General features: G+C 47.4%; 12 protein-coding genes. 8 read left to right on the plus strand and 4 right to left on the minus strand.

Translation table 11 applies throughout. From position 1 onward, the window contains the following. Positions 1-371: 371 nt before the first annotated feature. Genes V5T82_RS15200 through V5T82_RS15215 form a run of 4 tightly spaced genes read right to left on the minus strand, consistent with a single transcriptional unit; the run spans position 372 to position 5,812 of the window. Positions 372-725, minus strand: coding sequence for a hypothetical protein (locus V5T82_RS15200; RefSeq protein WP_332896515.1), 354 nt, complete (start codon positions 723-725; stop codon positions 372-374). 7 nt (positions 726-732) lie between these two features. Continuing rightward, positions 733-3,801, minus strand: coding sequence for an AAA family ATPase (locus V5T82_RS15205; protein WP_332896516.1), 3,069 nt, complete (start codon positions 3,799-3,801; stop codon positions 733-735). Then, positions 3,798-4,946: an exonuclease SbcCD subunit D gene (locus V5T82_RS15210; protein ID WP_332896517.1), complete on the minus strand. Its 1,149-nt coding sequence runs from the start codon at positions 4,944-4,946 to the stop codon at positions 3,798-3,800. The genes V5T82_RS15205 and V5T82_RS15210 overlap by 4 nt, the downstream gene beginning before the upstream one ends. A 2-nt stretch (positions 4,947-4,948) precedes the next feature. Next, positions 4,949-5,812, minus strand: a complete 864-nt coding sequence (locus V5T82_RS15215) for a BrxR family helix-turn-helix transcriptional regulator (protein ID WP_332896518.1) — start codon at positions 5,810-5,812, stop codon at positions 4,949-4,951. A gap of 109 nt (positions 5,813-5,921) precedes the next feature. Here V5T82_RS15215 and V5T82_RS15220 point away from each other — a divergent pair, with 109 nt between their 5' ends. The 8 genes from V5T82_RS15220 to V5T82_RS15255 all read left to right on the plus strand — a co-directional run bounded on the left by V5T82_RS15220 (position 5,922) and on the right by V5T82_RS15255 (position 15,918). Further along, entirely contained in the window at positions 5,922-7,439 is a 1,518-nt protein-coding gene (locus V5T82_RS15220; RefSeq protein WP_332896519.1) for a Wadjet anti-phage system protein JetA family protein, read from the plus strand. Beyond that, a complete protein-coding gene (locus tag V5T82_RS15225; protein ID WP_332896520.1) occupies positions 7,432-8,130 on the plus strand; it encodes a DUF4194 domain-containing protein in 699 nt (232 codons plus the stop codon). The genes V5T82_RS15220 and V5T82_RS15225 overlap by 8 nt, the downstream gene beginning before the upstream one ends. Continuing rightward, complete coding sequence (locus tag V5T82_RS15230) at positions 8,127-11,630, plus strand: SbcC/MukB-like Walker B domain-containing protein (RefSeq protein WP_332896521.1); 3,504 nt, start codon at positions 8,127-8,129, stop codon at positions 11,628-11,630. The genes V5T82_RS15225 and V5T82_RS15230 overlap by 4 nt, the downstream gene beginning before the upstream one ends. Continuing rightward, positions 11,627-12,784 carry a Wadjet anti-phage system protein JetD domain-containing protein gene (locus V5T82_RS15235; RefSeq protein WP_332896522.1) on the plus strand — a complete coding sequence of 386 codons (1,158 nt, stop codon included), beginning with the start codon at positions 11,627-11,629 and terminating at the stop codon, positions 12,782-12,784. Before V5T82_RS15230 ends, V5T82_RS15235 begins: the two co-directional genes overlap by 4 nt. 400 nt (positions 12,785-13,184) lie before the next feature. Beyond that, positions 13,185-14,636 carry a MobA/MobL family protein gene (locus tag V5T82_RS15240; RefSeq protein ID WP_332896523.1) on the plus strand — a complete coding sequence of 484 codons (1,452 nt, stop codon included), beginning with the start codon at positions 13,185-13,187 and terminating at the stop codon, positions 14,634-14,636. Between the two features lie 86 nt (positions 14,637-14,722). Further along, positions 14,723-15,190, plus strand: a complete 468-nt coding sequence (locus V5T82_RS15245) for a type II toxin-antitoxin system PemK/MazF family toxin (protein WP_332896524.1) — start codon at positions 14,723-14,725, stop codon at positions 15,188-15,190. Continuing rightward, positions 15,183-15,416 (plus strand): hypothetical protein, encoded by a 234-nt coding sequence (locus V5T82_RS15250; protein WP_332896525.1) that lies wholly within the window; start codon positions 15,183-15,185, stop codon positions 15,414-15,416. Before V5T82_RS15245 ends, V5T82_RS15250 begins: the two co-directional genes overlap by 8 nt. A gap of 70 nt (positions 15,417-15,486) precedes the next feature. Next, positions 15,487-15,918, plus strand: coding sequence for a hypothetical protein (locus tag V5T82_RS15255; RefSeq protein ID WP_332896526.1), 432 nt, complete (start codon positions 15,487-15,489; stop codon positions 15,916-15,918). Positions 15,919-16,083: the final 165 nt, after the last annotated feature.

Raw genomic sequence — 16,083 nt, forward strand, 5'->3', positions numbered from 1 at the left:
TTACCAAAGGGGTCTTGTTTTCCGGTTACAGATTTGGGGCTTGAAGCAGGTGTGGTTGTGTTTTGCATGTCAGTTTCCATTCTAAATTCATCTTAGGTAATTCAAATAAGGCACTCTCCTGAAAAACAAAAGAAATGGCCTGCCAATCCATAGGTTCTAGAAGTGAACTGGCCACCAGACATTTGGTGTCTATGTAAGGTAAGGTTCTCTGTTGCTTTGCGAGAGCCGGAGATCATACCCAAAAGAACTAAGATATGCGCACCATTGAACCTCACGCCTACGGGGAAAGTGGCGACGGAAATGAACTCCTAAGGGCTTTTCAAATTGCATGATCACATGCTGATCCTGGGCATGATTGGGACCTCTTTAGATTAGACCGGGCAAAGTCCGTCCAAATTTTGGATGATCATTTTGAGGGGGGCGGCTGCCAGTACATCAAAGTTCTCTTCATCAATTCGATGAAGAGCTCCCGATTGCCGAGAGCTATTCCTACTGGTGATGCGCCGGAATTTTATTTGATACTTAATTCCGTCATCATCTATGGCGTCAAAGTCTTTCGCTGAGTTTCCTGCTGCATTCCATGAGAATGCCCTGCGGAACAACCATTCCGCATAATCCCATAGAAGGGCGTTGGAAGTCGTTAAAACTTCGCGACGGCGTATCTCTTCTATTGTCTCTGCGTTCAAACGCAGTAACTCAACAATTGATAACTTCGATAGCTTCATGATCAGGTCACTCCAGCATTTGCTCTATAACTCTGCTGCCCTTCAAGGTCTTATCGATTAGGAACCCTTGTGGGATCTCTTGTTTGACGAGATCCACATGAGAAATGATGCCTACAGACCGGCTTCCAGAGGTGAGTTCTTGAAGCGTTTGCAAGGCTTGATCAAGCGAGACTGGGTCTAGGCTTCCAAAACCCTCATCAATGAAAATGGTATCCAGGCGAACAGCGCCACGGGTATTTTGTACAACGTCAGACAAGCCTAGGGCGAGAGATAGCGCGGCTAAAAAGCTTTCTCCGCCTGAAAGGGTTTCGGTTGATCTTTGGCGCCCAGTATTGGTGTCAAAAACTGCAATGCCGAGGCCTCGTTTACCTCGGCCCTTCTCTTGTCCTTCTTCACTTCGCTGAAGCAAATAACGACCTCCACTCATCGGTGTTAGGCGGAGGTTGGCAGCCTCAAGAACATGATCGAACATAGCCGCAATTGCATACGTTTCGAGATTGATGTTGCTGCTGTTGTTGCCACGGAATTCATCCGCAATGCGTCCTAATATCTTGAACCCTTCTTCAGTCGCATCAAGTTCTTTGAATTTTTTGCGAACATTATCATCAAGCTTTTGCATGTCTGTGAGTTCTTTCTGTGCACTTGAAAGCTGAATGATTGCCTGCTCATTATTGGTTGCAGCTTTTATTTTTACATCCTCAAGAGCGGTTAAATCAGGCCGGGCGCGTCCAGCAATATATTCTTCAGCGGATTTAATTGCATTTGTAGATGTGGCAATACCGTCTTCATGGGCACGAATGCGCTCGTTATACATCTCGATTTGGTCAAGAGCAGCCTTGCCGCTCTCATAATTTCCTCTATCAATACCAAGCTCGACCAGTCGATCCTCAAAATTCTTTTGAGCAGCTGAACGGGATGCCTTCGCTTTTTCAAAATTGGTGACCGACGATGTGTGAGTGGCATTGGCTGCTGCAAATGCAGATTTTGCTTCCACATCTTCCTGATTTGCCAATGTCATTTTGGACGTCAAGTTATCAATCCAATTCTGACACTGATCTATTGCAGCAGTAATCCTGTCTTGGTCATGGTATTCTTGGGGTATTGCTGCCATAGCTTTTGCAAAGTCGCTTTCAACTATCCTGAATGCGACCTCAGCATCAGAGCAAGCTTTTCGCTGTTCAGGTTCAATGCCTTTCATTTCTTTGAAATTCTCGTCCGCGGCATCAATCTGAGCTTGGATCGCATCTGGTTCTTCGTAGACAGGCAAAGCACCCAGTAAGTCTTGATTGATATCGAGACGATCTTGTAAAGCATCTAGTGCCTCTTCAGGTGCATCCATTTCAGCAAGAGCTCTTTTCCGCTCCTCGAGAACGCCTTCCTTGGCACCGAATGCAGTGCGGGCATCCACGAACTCTGCATGAACACTTTCAACATATGCCTTCGCTTCCTCAAAGGCATCGTTTAGCCCATGCCCATGAAGGTCCTTACTGTATGGATCGGGATGGTCCTTGGACCCGCAAACGGGGCAGGGTTCCCCATCGACTAAGCTTTTAGCAAGGTGGTGGGCTTGAGCCGATGCAAGTTCGGATTTTGCTTCATCATAGGCTCCACGCGCAGCAATCAGTCTTGCCTCGACCTCAACGAGTATTTTGGAACTCTCGCTGAGATCCGCCTGGGCTGCGTCACGGTCTGAAACAGCCTTTGCATAGGCTTGTGCTTGAGTTAAAGCAGATTGGGTTTGATCGCGTTCTTTCTCGAGTTCTGAACGGCGGCGTTCGGTGTTCGTAGAGTCTTTGAGCTTGGTGTCGAGCTGATCCTTTTGTTCGTCCTGAGCAATAAGAGCACTTTCAAATTGAGACACTCTTGCCCGCGCCTCATCAAGTTTTGCGCGGGCCTCATCCATGCGAGTTTTTTGTTCAATGGTGCCATCCAAAGCCTTCTGATACCCATTTAGAAGGCGGAATTGTTCTTCTTGCTTTTTCAGTTCCGGCTTTTGGGCCTCTAGTTCCGTGAAGGTGTGCTCGGCATCATTAAAGCGCCGCTGTGATAGATCGACATTTGCTTTCGCGCTGTGGACTTCATCTATGGATTGATTGAGTGCCGTTTCAGCAGTTACACATGATTTTTCCAGGTCAACGGCTTGGCGAACCTTAAGGCCAAGTGTCTTTTTGTCACGCAGTTGATTAATTTCCTCCATCTCGTCCTGGAACTCGTAGAGCCGCGCTTCAGCATTAGCTTTTGCTATAAAGTGGGCATCCAATGACCGCGCTTCAGATAAGGCGTTTTCCGCAGCCGCCAAAATCTTAGAAGCCGTTTCTTTGGCTGTTCCCAACCTTTTAATTTCTCCAATCTTGGTGTTGGTGTGTGCAGCCAAGTCATCTAGGTCCGCGTATCCATTTTCTGTTAACAGCCCTGCCGTCACTTTGCGCTCATTGAGAATTTCTTGGCGTGCAGTTCCAGCAGAATTTTTAAGCTTCTCTGTGAGGTTGCGGAACAAAGAAACATCAAAGAGCTCTCGGAGGATATCAAGGCGCTCTTCCGTTTTTGCGGTTAGGAAGGTTTCGAACTTACCCTGGGGTAAAAGCACGATCTGTCTGAATTGATCGGCGCCATAACCAAGCAAGTCACAGATGGCCTCATTCACTTGTCGAATTTTTGGTCCAGCAATGATTTTACCGGTGTTTTTTTCTGTAATGTCATCAGCCGCCATCCCGGTGACGTCAAATAGCGAGGCAGAATGATTATCTTTAACCATTGAATCGCCACGCTTTGCCGGCCGTTCCTGTTCAGGGGTCCGGCGAATCAGATAACGTTTTGCACCAATATCAAAAATGAAGTCGACCTGGGTAAATGTTGAGGCATCTGCATGATGGGACCGAAGTGATTCTGTATCCTGTCCGCCGCGGGCAGTTTCCCCAAACAACGCAAAGGTCATCGCACTGAAGATCGAGGATTTACCGGACCCGGTGGATCCGTAAATCCCAAATAGCCTAGCACCAAGAGCTTTTTCGAAGTCGATAACTTCTGTGCCGGCATAGGGACCAAATGCACACATAGTCAGTCGAAGCGGTCTCATTGCTTTGCCTCCGCATCCTGAAGTTCATGAAGCTGTGCATCCACAAATGCCATTTCTTCATCAAGCGGGGGGGCACCACGAATCTCCGTTAGGAATGATTTGATGACGTCTTCCGGGCTGTCCAGATGAGCCTCGATGTCATCACCTGTCTCCGGGTCGGCAGCTTTCTGGTCTTGCTCATAGCGAAGCAGAAGTGCATTTGGATAATATTCACGGACTTTCGCCATGGGGTCGACTAAGGCACCATGATCGCTAAGGATTAGCTCAATGAAGTCGTCTGAAGGTGACTTACTTGCATTCTCAAGAAGCTCCTCAAATGCTCCTTTGATCCTGCGCATGTTTCGGTGTGGTTTGAATGGGACCCTTTCGATATTGACGGCGCCATCACCATCAATATCGACCAAAGACATGGTCTTGGTCGTATTGGCCTCATCAAACCCGAATGCTAAAGGGGAGCCGCTATAATGAATGTGGTCAGCCCCAGCGGATTGGGGGCGGTGCAGATGTCCCAACGCGACATAGTGAGCACCCTCGAAAGTGTCCGCAGGTACGGTTTCTACTCCGCCCACGGAAATCTTGCGCTCTACTTCGCTCGTCTGAGCGTTAGTAACAAAGGTATGTGCGACAATGACCCAACGCGCACCGTCTGGTACAGACTTCCTAGCTGCATCAACCTGTGCCTTCATTACATCTGCAGGGGATGCGATGCTGGTGTCATCGAACACTTCCCGTGCCATGAATTCATTCGCAAATGGAAGTGCCGAGAAGGCAACTGGACCATGCTCATCTTCTAAAACCAATGGCGCGTTATCGGCGCGTAAAGGGCCGCTAATCAGGGTGCGATGTTCATCTGCGAGAGTCGACATTGCATCGATCCGGTCGCCTGAATCATGGTTGCCTGCAATTAAAATGAGAGCAGCTTCCGATTGCTCGCGAAGCTGACGGATAAAACGATTAAATTGTTTAACGGCTGACGCCGGTGGTGCAACTCGATCGTAAATATCACCAGCCAATACGATTGCATCTGGTTTATGTTCATAAACGGCTTCGAGAATTTGTCCAAGAATAACCTCATGGTCCTCTTCGAGAGATTGCCCATGCAGAAGCCGACCGATATGTAGATCACTGGTATGAAGCAGTTTCATAACTATTCTCTCTTTGTTACATGACGATCGCCGAGCTGTCTGATTTCTGTGTTTACAAGACGAATATGAGCGCCAGGTGGTCGGTGCTCGTCATGTTCCAGGCGTAACTGCAATAGAACGTAAAACAGCATGGCGCGACGTACTGAGAGAATGGCAGTGCCATTTTCCATTCTGTATTCTTGTTCGATTGTTGCCGACTGCGTTTCGGTTAGATCAGGGTGCGGTGCAAATTTAACATCGGTAAATTCATGCCACTCACCATCCTCCTCAGGATCGATATGGCGTGGTTTTAAGTCCCCAACCTCTGAAATTCTTCCAAGAACAAAATCCAAAAATGCTTCGCGGTCTTCACAGTACGCCCTGACATGCCATCGACGTCCGTTATGGCCAAAGGCATGAGGAGAGATCCACCGCCATCGAGGCTCTGGACTACTCATAGACTGGTAATGAATTTTAATTGCCTGTGCCTCACGGGTCGCCATCAAAATCCAACGCATAATCTCGGGATCTACCTGACGCAGGGGGGATGGCACCGATTCTACTTCTGGAAGTGTGCCAAGGAAGCCGTCATCAAGAAGATGATGCCCGACGAACTCATCCATCGCAGGATCTTTAAAAATTGGCGAGAAACTTTCATCTGCACGGTATGTTTTGGCTGATGAGTCGTATATGGCATTGCCGGGAGCAAGCTTCTGATACAGCTTCAGGTCTGTTGAAGCTTGAGGCTGTGACACACCAAAATGATTGATGATGTCAGCTCGATTGATCCGGCCACTCCAAAACAATCGCGCCTCAATGAAGCGAAGTCTGAATTGGGCTTCCCATTTCTTTGGCACATCCGTTAAGAGAGTGGTATTGTTTTTCATCGCACCATGCTTGACTAAAGTTACTTTATGGGTATAGTTACTTTACTGGAAGGTCTCCGGCTTGTAAATGGGTAACTTTCCTTTTGATTGTATGGTTAAGGTTTAAAACATGGCCCTGTTCAGCATCCTTCATGACGACATTTTTCTCCCTTTCAGTCGGGGGAACAAATATCTTTATGCTGATGCTCTGTGCGACATCTACAACACGTTTTTCAATCAAGAAATAAAAATGCCGCGACGCGGTGATGTCGTAAAATTGATATATGTACGGCTGAAGAAAAATGCCGACCAATGGGTCGATGAGGGGGAGAAATACCTTACCTTCGATGACATCTCCGTTCGTGGCAAGCGAGTGAAACGCCGTCTCGGAATACGAAAGCGTAAAAATGAGGCTGATGTAACAGACGCGGCCTTGCAGAGGGCAAACCATATGTTTGTCCGACTGACCAATTGTGGTTGGCTAGAACAGACTGGGCGTGCAGGTCATGAAACTGTAGATATGCCCATAGGCGCTATGCGGCTTATCAAAAGCCTAGTTGATATCCGTAAAGGTTTCTCACCTCAGCTCGGTGGTTTGCTGGCGCAAGCTCGCACCACGCTGGAGGGTGTTGCCGGAAATCCGGTCGAGCTCGGTTCCTCTTTGAACAAATCGGCGAGTGATATCGTGAATTTTTCTATGTCCATGCGCATGGTTTTGACTGTCCTTCGGGATATCGAAAAGGAAATCCTTCAAAGCAAAACCGCCAAGGAACGCGCCGGCCTGTTTTTTGATAAATATGTTGGCATGGTGCTGAGGGATTTTGAAGCCCTCCACTCGACGTCCCATCCTTATGCCCACCGGATGAAGATTATATCGTCCGTCAACAAGCTCGAAGCCGATGGCATGGCCCTTCGTCATATTGCTCAGGCTTATCTGGAGACGCGCGTAGTCTCTACTGAAACAACGGAAGACGAAGCTTTAGAGGCTGTTTTGGAGGACATTGCACAAGTTCGCCTGGGCATTGACCGTATCGAAGAGTTTTTTCAGGAAATCCAAGGTTTTGGACGTTCGTTAGCTGCGCGCCTGGCGAACATGGCACGTTATTCCAGTTCAACAAGCAACAAAAACCAGGCTGAGCTGGTAAAGCTCATCAACCGTATCGAGCAAGCATCCGATTCTGGTGCACTGAAGCATGCTGAAGTCAACTTTTCAATCGAAGCTCGTCCACCTAACATGGCGGCATGGTTGATGTCAGAGCCTCGACATAACCGTACTCCTATTGGAAAACGGAAGATCTCAGAGAAGCCAAAAGATCCAATCGTCGAGTTTCTTGATGATTTGCTGACGCAATTTGCTTTGAGGGTGAATGTCACACCCCAAAAAATGGTGAGTTATCTCGATATGCGTGTCCGTCCAGGTGAAGAAATCGACGCCAGGACGCTGTCGGTGCACAGCATCGACGATTTGTTGGCGGTTTTGACCATTAACGACCGATCAATCGGCCGAACAACGGATAAGCCGTCATCTATCTCTGATGAATTCTTCATATACCGCACGCCGGAAAATGAAAATGAATTCGTGGAGAACGATTGGGCCCGATATAAAAATTTTTCCGTTCGTAGAAAACAGGTTCAAGCTAATGATTGAAGAACTTCCCGTTATTCAACAGCTCTCGGAGGCACGCCAAGAAACGCTTCGCGACATCATCGCGACGCTTTTACGCGATCAATTCATCTTTATTGGTGACCGGGGAACGCACGGTTATGACGATCTTCTGGACAGTATCAAGATTCAAGATTTTCTGGATTCATACTTCTATATGTCCGGGCGCACCTTCCATTATCACGAAGGTGAAAAATGGGCGGGTGTCATTCCAGACGAAACGTCTTCGAAATGGCAGAAGATGAAACTGGATGAAACTCAGCTGCTTCTCGTTCTAGCGGTGATGTACAACGAGCTCATTGAGAAGGGGAGTATTGATGAGCGCGCTGTGGCCTTCACCATCTACAGCGATATTGTCGATCGTTTTATTGAGATTATTGGCGGCAAGGAAGCTCCGGAAAAGTGGCAGCGTCAAATCATCAAGACGCTTGAGCTGTTTCAGACGCGACGCATTGTGAAGCTTGTGCCGCATGAGGAAAGCGAGGATTTCGACGTGGAGATCCGCGGTATGGTTCCCATCTTGTGCGCCGGCGAAACACAGGCGCGTTTAAAGATGTTTCTTGATAGCGCTGAAGCCAAAGCGTCTCAGGGACAGCAAGCTCCCGCCAATGACTTGAACGACAACGCGGTCCCGAATCATAACCCGGCCGAAGCACAGGAGATTGATCAGCAATGAGCATGAGCCTATCCCGGATTTCCTCACTGAATTGGCATTCCTATGGTCCAATTGATGTCGATTTGTATGGCTCTACAGCCTTTCTCGGTCGCAACCAAACTGGTAAATCAACTATGCTTGATCTGCTGCAATTCATCATTGCGGGCGGTGATGAGCAGCTGTGTCGTTTCAACGCCGCGTCAGGCGGTTCCAGCGGCGGGTCCGGTCGCGGGCGAACGGCGAAAAGCTACATCCTTTGCGAAGTGGACGACCAAAAATATCTGCGAGATGAAGACACTATTTCCTATATGTCGGCCACGTATATGGATCCGGAAAATAAGCGGCACCCCATTTCTATTGGTTTGGTTGTCGAAGTGCGCCTTTCGGGGCCGAAAGATATTGTCGGCTTATTCATCGCTGAGGGGCACGTCGTCAGTAAAGATGATTTTATGGAGCGTGACGAAGAGGGGGATCTTGTCGTTCGCGCACCAGATGAATTCTTCATGGATGTCGAAAGGAAGTGCCTAGAGGGCGGTGGGCAATATCAGCAATTTGATAAGTCCATGCCGTTCATTCGTTCCTATATGAAAGTCTTGTCAAACGGACGGAATTATAGGGAGCATGAAATCCGCCGAATTTTTCGTGCAAATCGGCAATCGATTTCTTACGAGAAGATCCCCAGCTCGACGAAATTTGTACGCGATTTTATGTTGGAAGAACGCCAGATGCGCATTGGTAGCTTGCGTGATCACATTCAAGATTGGCGCTTCATTAAAAAGAACATCGACAGCGTCATCGCTCGATTGGACGACCTTAGGCCCGTTCAACGTGAAGGCGTGAAATTCTATAAAGCTCTAGAAGATCTCAGCGTATTTTCCGTTATTGGCCCGCTGGCCAAATATCGGTACCACCGCCATGCTTTTCTGAAGACCCGGGAGGATATCCAGCGCCACATAACGGCGCTCAATAACATCAGTCAGGAAATTGAAGATTATGACGAACACATAGGGAAACTCAGGGAAGAAGAAGAGCGTATTCGCGTCCTTATCAACGCCGATGGTGTCGAGGACAAGAAAAACAACCTTTACCAACAAATAAAGCTGGTCCAGGCTGAAGATGCAAACAGCCGCCGTGTATTAAGCGATGTTTACCAGTCCGTCGCTGCTGCGGTAAATCTTATTCCACAGCATCCAGATCTTACTGGGTATGGTGATTTGATTGCGATTATCCAAAAAATCAAGTCCGCGACCCACGGAATGATCGTTCCTGAATGGCCACAAAATCCTACAGAAATGCAGGATTTGTTGGTCGAGCTTGCTCAATCAGCGGCTAAGGTTTCAGAAGGTCTGAAAGCAGCATACCAACAGTGTGCCGGTGATGTTCACACCATCACTCGTCAAGTAGAAGACTTACGTTCAGATTTATTCAGTGCACGCGCAGGCCAAGTATCGGTCAACAAAAGCGTTCAGTCATATCTAGATGCCCTTAACGACAAGGATATTCCATATCGTCTTCTGTTTGAACAAACGGAAGTTCTTGATCCTGAGTGGCAGGTCAGTGCAGAAGCCATTCTGGGATGGGATCGTGAGGCGGTTTTTGTCAGCGATGAAGATTATCGTCTCGCTCTTAAAATCTTGCGCCACGACCATCGCCGAGGATTTAAAATGGTCAAACTGATCAGTATCCGCAAACTTGATCTGAATAATCTCACGCCACGACCAGGAACGTTAGCCACCGTTCTGAGCAGTGATGATCCATATATCATGGCTTACATCATTCGCTCCCTGGGCGGTATTCATATGGCCAAGATGCAAGATGAAATGTCCAACTATACGCGCGCTGTGACCCAGACCGTGGTTGACGGTGACATTGTCGTTACATTCGATGATGGGAAAAGTAACAGCAACCGCTACGTAGATACTCTGAAACTCGGCAAGGGCGCTGCTGCAAGTAATGCCAAACGCCTTGAAAAAACGCTAAGCGGCCTTGAGGCCCAGGAAGCAGATTTCATATCCACCTTGTCCGATCTGGACGTTGCTCGCAAACATATCGACCACTTGATGCCCGGCGTGGCCCCTTGGGAGGGGGTGGATCTCTATAAAACACAAAGCGAAATTATTGAAGCTGATGAAAAGATAAGAGGTCTTGAAGCGCAAATCACAAGTATCGACTTCACCATCGACCCGAAGCTGCAAAATGAACTCGAAGATGCCATTGCACTGAAAGACGAGGCAAAGTCTGAACGTAAAGTCCTGGAGGATAAAGCTAAAAAAATTGAATGGGAGGCCGAAAAAGCGGAAGAGGCTTTGAGCCTAGGTCCGAATGCGCCGGGAAGTCTTGCAGCTTTACGGATAACGCGGGCAGGCATGTTCGAGGCCGTCGGCAGGTATATGGATGATTTTTCCACCGCGATTGCGGACATCAATATTCGTTATGCCATGTTGATCCCGGAAGCTGAGCGTGGAAAGCCCAGGCACAACACTATTGCTGAAAAGGCGAGCGGGAAAGCGATACAGGCAAAACAAGACTATGAGGTTTTGAGCGTGGATATTCATAACGCTGTCACCAATTATCTGTACCATTACAAGATTTCCGAAAGCTTCGACCGGGAATCCAATGTCAGCAAAATCCTCGAATATGTCGACCAGCAAATCGAAGACCTTGAGCAAAACGTGCTGGTGCAATACCAGGAGGAAGCAAAGGAAGCTGAGATCAAGGTTTCTCAGTTCATGCGAAACAACTTCCTCAACGAACTGCGTGATGCCATTGACCGTGCTAAGGAAAGCATTGGTGATTTGAACACAAATCTGAAAACGCGGCCATTTCTCAACGAGAACTACTACCACTATACGATGGAGTACAATCAGAGTTACCGGCCAATAATTGACTTGATGAACTACGTCCGGGAAAATATTGATCTGGATCTTCCGCTCTTCGGGGCCGTACAAGATGGTCATCCCTATGCAGAGGCATTGAGGATTGTGGAGGAAATCTTGCTGGATCCGGACGTGGATTTCTCTCTTTACGAAGACTATCGCAACTATCTCGAATTCAAGATTGAGGTGGTGGACCGCGTAACTGGCCGCAAAAGCGATATCACCAGAGCGAGCAGTAAGAAATCTGGTGGTGAAAACCAGACACCATTCTACGTATCGGTCGGCGCTGCTCTGGTTTCCGCATATTACGGCAGCAGCGCTGAGCGTTTTGACACGTTTGGGGTAGCCCTATTTGATGAAGCCTTCTCCAAAATGGATGGTGTTGTTCAACGTCAGGTTTTGCGCTTCTATGACGATATTGGCCTTCAAGCCATCATCGGTGCGCCGGAAGACAAGCGAGCTTCGATAATGGAAGTTATGGACGGCTTCGTGAGTATTCAAAAGCGCGGAGACGATTCATATGCCAATTGCATGGCTGTAAGCGATCGTGCGCGTGAAGCTTTTGCTATAGCAAACCCTTCCAACATACCCGAAGAGGAATTGCGGACGATGATGGGGGATAGGGAGGCTGTTCCCGTACAATGAGTAGGAAGGTCTTTACCCGCGTCAAGGCGGCGGTATCCGATATCTTAGACCGGCTTGATGCAAATCCGGATGCGTTTGCCCTATGGGCAACGCTTGATTTCAAAGGACTCAGTATCCGTGACAATGATCGCGAAGTTCTTATTCTGGAAGGTCTTGAAAAAAGGGATTTGCTCGTCGTCAATACGCGCGCTGATCAAACAGTGCGCATTAAGCTCAAGAATGCTGCTGAAGTTTATCAATACATGAATAGGTCTCCGGCATCGGTGATGGCCGACGATCAGATTGAGATGGTCAAGGGTACTCATGGATATGAGCTTTTCGCCAAAGCATTAGAGAATATGTTTTCCAATTGGCGAAAAAACAAAAAGGGGAAGTTCAATAAGTCTCCAAGATTTTCTGCCAAAGATGCTGAAGATCTCGTTCGTGCTATTACGCTTGCTAAAGCCATTTCTTCTAACGATCTGCAGACCGATTATAGAACCCTGTCTACGCATGTAGGATTGGACTCTAAGGCATTGGAGCAATGTGAAAACAGTGTTTCCGCGTTGTTGCATGTTATGGATGATTTTCCAGATGATATCCCTGCACGCGAGCACATTGGCATGTATGGAGTTGAAAAGCTTCCTCATCCCATCGTTATTTCAGGAGAGACCAACTTACAAAACCCAGATAAGCAACTTCTATATGTTGGTTATCACCCGGATGATGCATTTCACCTTTCTGCGCCAAATGCGGAATATATCCTGACCATTGAAAACTGGGTGTCTTTCGTCCGGTATGCCGACGAGGTAAATGACGATGCTCGTGGTTTGATTGTCTATACCGGTGGGTATCCAAGCCCTAGTCTCACTCGTGTTCTTGAAAGCATTTATCGAATGCATGACATACCGTTCTATCATTGGGGTGATGTCGATAGCGGTGGATTATATATTGCGCACTCAATCCAACTCGCGATTAAAAGTGCTGGTGGCATGCTCCGCCTCCACCTTATGGATGAGGAGACTGTCCGCAAATATGGACGCCCAGGAAAGCCTTCACGTTATCCACAAAAAGTTGATGATAATCCCGATATTGCGGATGCCTGGAGGCGTCTTGCCGACAAAGAACCGCTTGTCCTCGAGCAGGAAATGGTGGCGCCAGTTTCTCCTCTATAATGCACTCACTTAGGATTTTTCAGCATCTTCTTTCTACAAAGTTAGGGCTGCTATGCGGTCGAAAACATAGTGTAAGTAATTCCTGAAGAGGATTTGGAAATCCTCGGCCATTTGGTGCAAATTCTTGAGAACTTTCAAAGCAGAAATTCTTCACAAAAATAGTGCGTGACATCCGGTACGCCATTCAAAAAACTCATTCAAACACGTTCAAAAATAACGCAGGTAAGCACACCAAGAGGGTGCGCAATACGATTCTCAGAACAATATCTTCCTTGCACGGAGGCGAAGCCGACAATGCAAGGGCCCCCGGAGGGCGCAATAGGACCTTTAAGAAAACGAGTATCCTTTTCTTAAAGATTGCGCGCTTCCAGCGAGGCCCCACAGGGGGAAGAAATTGAACATGAGAACAGTCGAAGCACACGTCGATATCAACCATTACAGCACTTGCCAAAAGGAGTTTGGCAAGCCTTTAAAGGGAGAGGCGTGTGTCCGTGCTATTGCCAACATCAACTATTCCATCCGTGGTGCAAATGGCGCTGAAAGTATCGAAGTTGGCGTTCCTATGTTCGGCATGACAGTCACCGGTACGATGAAAATGCGCATCGGACTAGACGTCAACAGGTCCCAAAAACGTGTCATGGAAAAATGGATCGTTACGTTCCCAAATGAAGCTTCAGAAGATCAATGCCGCTACATAGCAAAAACTTTTCTGGAAGAATTCATTGTAGACAGTGAAGCTCTGGGTCGATGTGATTTTCATTTTAAGCCCGGAAATTATCATGGCCATATGCACTTGATCGACGGTTTGGAAACTCTTGCTTCAGCCAAAGCACGAGCAGCAGAAAGAGATGCCGAAAGAACGGACGGGAAGAAAACACGTGTGCGCAGACGAAACCAACTTCGGTTTAAGGAACTGTACTTTCGAGAACCCAGAACCCTGAGTCCCGACGATCCAGGTGTTAAAATGAAAAGCCATCTTAAGAAAAAATGGGCAGACCACGTTAATGCGTGTTGCCTAAAATTTGGGATAAATGTGCATTTTGAACACCGGTCACGTAAGGAACGTGGGCTGCCTGGAAAAGGCACAATTCACCTTGGCCCACAAAATCATGCGATGATGACAAAGCTACATAACGCAGAGATTCATGAAATGTGTACTGGGGTTATATCTGACATTAATCCTCGATTAATCGACGCAGCGGAACGTGCAATGTGCATGATCGACAAGAATAGAGAAATTCTTGCCGAACGTGAACGCATTCAAAAGGAATGGTCCTCGTCGGAGAAAATCACCACCGAATGGATAAATGATGCACGGCGAAACATTTCCGTAACGACGGAGCACGTTAACGAAAATAATCAGCATTATAAAACAAAAGCAGAGAACTCAGAGGAAGTGATAATCCAAATGGATTTGTTTGATGAAAACCGCGAACACAATGTCTCAGAGAATGTTTTGGAAGCCTTTGGCATTGACGCAAAGCCGAAATCGAACGGATCAAAAGCAGCTCACGTTCCATCTGTTTTTGAGAATATTGAAATCCAGAAAAAAGCCCAACAAGTTATAAGGCCCTTAAAGGGTAAAAATCGTGTTGATCACAAAAAAGGGTTTTATGATGCAATCCATTTGCTCGGGAAATCACTTATCAAACGTGATCGGAGAAATGCAAGAAAAGCACTCCTGCGTGCTTCGTATCACTGCAGTGGCGCATATGGAATCACGGAAATACACGATAAGAAGAACTTTATCCGTAACCGTCTAGCGGCTCCGGTAAAAGATCTACTTGATAAGTTTGTCGCAAGACTCCGGAAGTCTACTCGCGAACGAATATACCGCGCAAAACCACGTTAACGAGGTTAAGGTCTCGGTTCCCACCTCCCGCGTCATTCTTTGAACGCGGGAGGCGGTTCTCCCTCGATATATAAGAGGGAGGAAAAATGACATCTTCCAAAAAAATTGAAGTGGGTGACATAGTCCTTTGCCGGTTTCCGTCTGAAGAGAGACCGGGGATGCCCGGGGCAAAAATGCGCCCATGTTTAGTCGTTAAGGTACGTCGAAAAACCCAGTTTACACGTGGCGCCATTGAAGTCGTGTATGGCACATCAGTTTCTAAGAAGAAACCTGGCACTGCCATTCGCGTAACTTCTCAGCAGGACCTAGAGTCTGCTGGTTTGCGAAAACCATCGAAATTTCTCATGGGGAAAAGAGCTCATGTTCCCATCAAAGGGAACTTCATGGGTTCACGCATTGGTCGACTCCCTGATCATTACCTCCCGCACATTCAAAAACATCTAAATCAAGAAACAAACTCTGAACGGCTAAGTGCACGGCGTTTTGGACGAAAGCAGCAGCCGTCTAATTGGACAACTTCGTCCGAACTATTGAAGGAATTTCAACATGCTTAATGAACTTAGTCTTGCCGACATTCTGAACGCTGCTACTCAGCTTGCTGTAGCAGATATTTCAAAGTCGCCAAGCGTACATATCAAGACAAGCGTTCACGACGCTTGTGAAGCATTGATCGATGCTGGACTTGTTCCCATCGATGTCGCCCCTGAAGTGTGGCGGTGTTGTGATGAGACACAGCAGCACACGATTGATGCCTTGCGCACATATCTCAACAGCCAGTGATTTCAAAACAACCCCTGCAGTTTTCTGTCGGGGTTGTTCCTTTTTAATACATCCAATTAGGAGAAGAATTATGAATTTCGAAGATCTAGAAAACTTGACACTTGAAACTCTTATCACCCGACACCGGCAGCGTTTTGATCTGCGGTATTCAATACAGAGTGACCTTAAAAGTGTGGAATGCGATTCCTCTGACCCTGCTGATGGTCGAGTAGTCAAAGACGAATTCGTCAGCTGGGTGTTTATTACATTCGAGGACCGTGAGCAGAATATTTCACAAGTGATCCTAACAGGCGTTCGGCCTGACGGCTATGTCGGCACAAGCCCTGTTGTTCATTACAATCGAGAACAAGGCTGGGTCGTCACTCAAAGCGGTTCTTTTTATATGCTCAGTGGTGCAGCCGGTGAGGTGCCTTCGGACATCTCTAGAGTTATGTTCATCGCAGGGCTCTTTAATGCCTGGGGCATCGGCCAAGTCCTCGGCATGCCTCCAGTCTTTTTTTAAACACAAAAACTAAACTCTTGAATCTGCAATATGCGCTGATTGAAGTGATACGTGACTGTTCCGTGTTGGCACATCATTGAGCTGCCAATGCGGAACTAGCACGCACAGGGTTGTTGAAATAATAGAAATGACAGGGTGTTTAGCTTTCATTTTTTTTGTTTTTTT

The sequence above is a fragment of the Magnetovibrio sp. PR-2 genome (assembly GCF_036689815.1).
GTDB lineage: Bacteria > Pseudomonadota > Alphaproteobacteria > Rhodospirillales > Magnetovibrionaceae > Magnetovibrio.

Excerpts from the sequence above, each read along its gene's own strand:
- V5T82_RS15200 (WP_332896515.1), bottom strand. The coding sequence starts at position 725 with ATGAAGCTATCGAAGTTATCAATTGTTGAGTTACTGCGTTTGAACGCA.
- V5T82_RS15205 (WP_332896516.1), bottom strand. The coding sequence starts at position 3,801 with ATGAGACCGCTTCGACTGACTATGTGTGCATTTGGTCCCTATGCCGGC.
- V5T82_RS15210 (WP_332896517.1), bottom strand. The coding sequence starts at position 4,946 with ATGAAACTGCTTCATACCAGTGATCTACATATCGGTCGGCTTCTGCAT.
- V5T82_RS15215 (WP_332896518.1), bottom strand. The coding sequence starts at position 5,812 with ATGAAAAACAATACCACTCTCTTAACGGATGTGCCAAAGAAATGGGAA.
- V5T82_RS15220 (WP_332896519.1), top strand. The coding sequence starts at position 5,922 with ATGGCCCTGTTCAGCATCCTTCATGACGACATTTTTCTCCCTTTCAGT.
- V5T82_RS15225 (WP_332896520.1), top strand. The coding sequence starts at position 7,432 with ATGATTGAAGAACTTCCCGTTATTCAACAGCTCTCGGAGGCACGCCAA.
- V5T82_RS15230 (WP_332896521.1), top strand. The coding sequence starts at position 8,127 with ATGAGCATGAGCCTATCCCGGATTTCCTCACTGAATTGGCATTCCTAT.
- V5T82_RS15235 (WP_332896522.1), top strand. The coding sequence starts at position 11,627 with ATGAGTAGGAAGGTCTTTACCCGCGTCAAGGCGGCGGTATCCGATATC.
- V5T82_RS15240 (WP_332896523.1), top strand. The coding sequence starts at position 13,185 with ATGAGAACAGTCGAAGCACACGTCGATATCAACCATTACAGCACTTGC.
- V5T82_RS15245 (WP_332896524.1), top strand. The coding sequence starts at position 14,723 with ATGACATCTTCCAAAAAAATTGAAGTGGGTGACATAGTCCTTTGCCGG.
- V5T82_RS15250 (WP_332896525.1), top strand. The coding sequence starts at position 15,183 with ATGCTTAATGAACTTAGTCTTGCCGACATTCTGAACGCTGCTACTCAG.
- V5T82_RS15255 (WP_332896526.1), top strand. The coding sequence starts at position 15,487 with ATGAATTTCGAAGATCTAGAAAACTTGACACTTGAAACTCTTATCACC.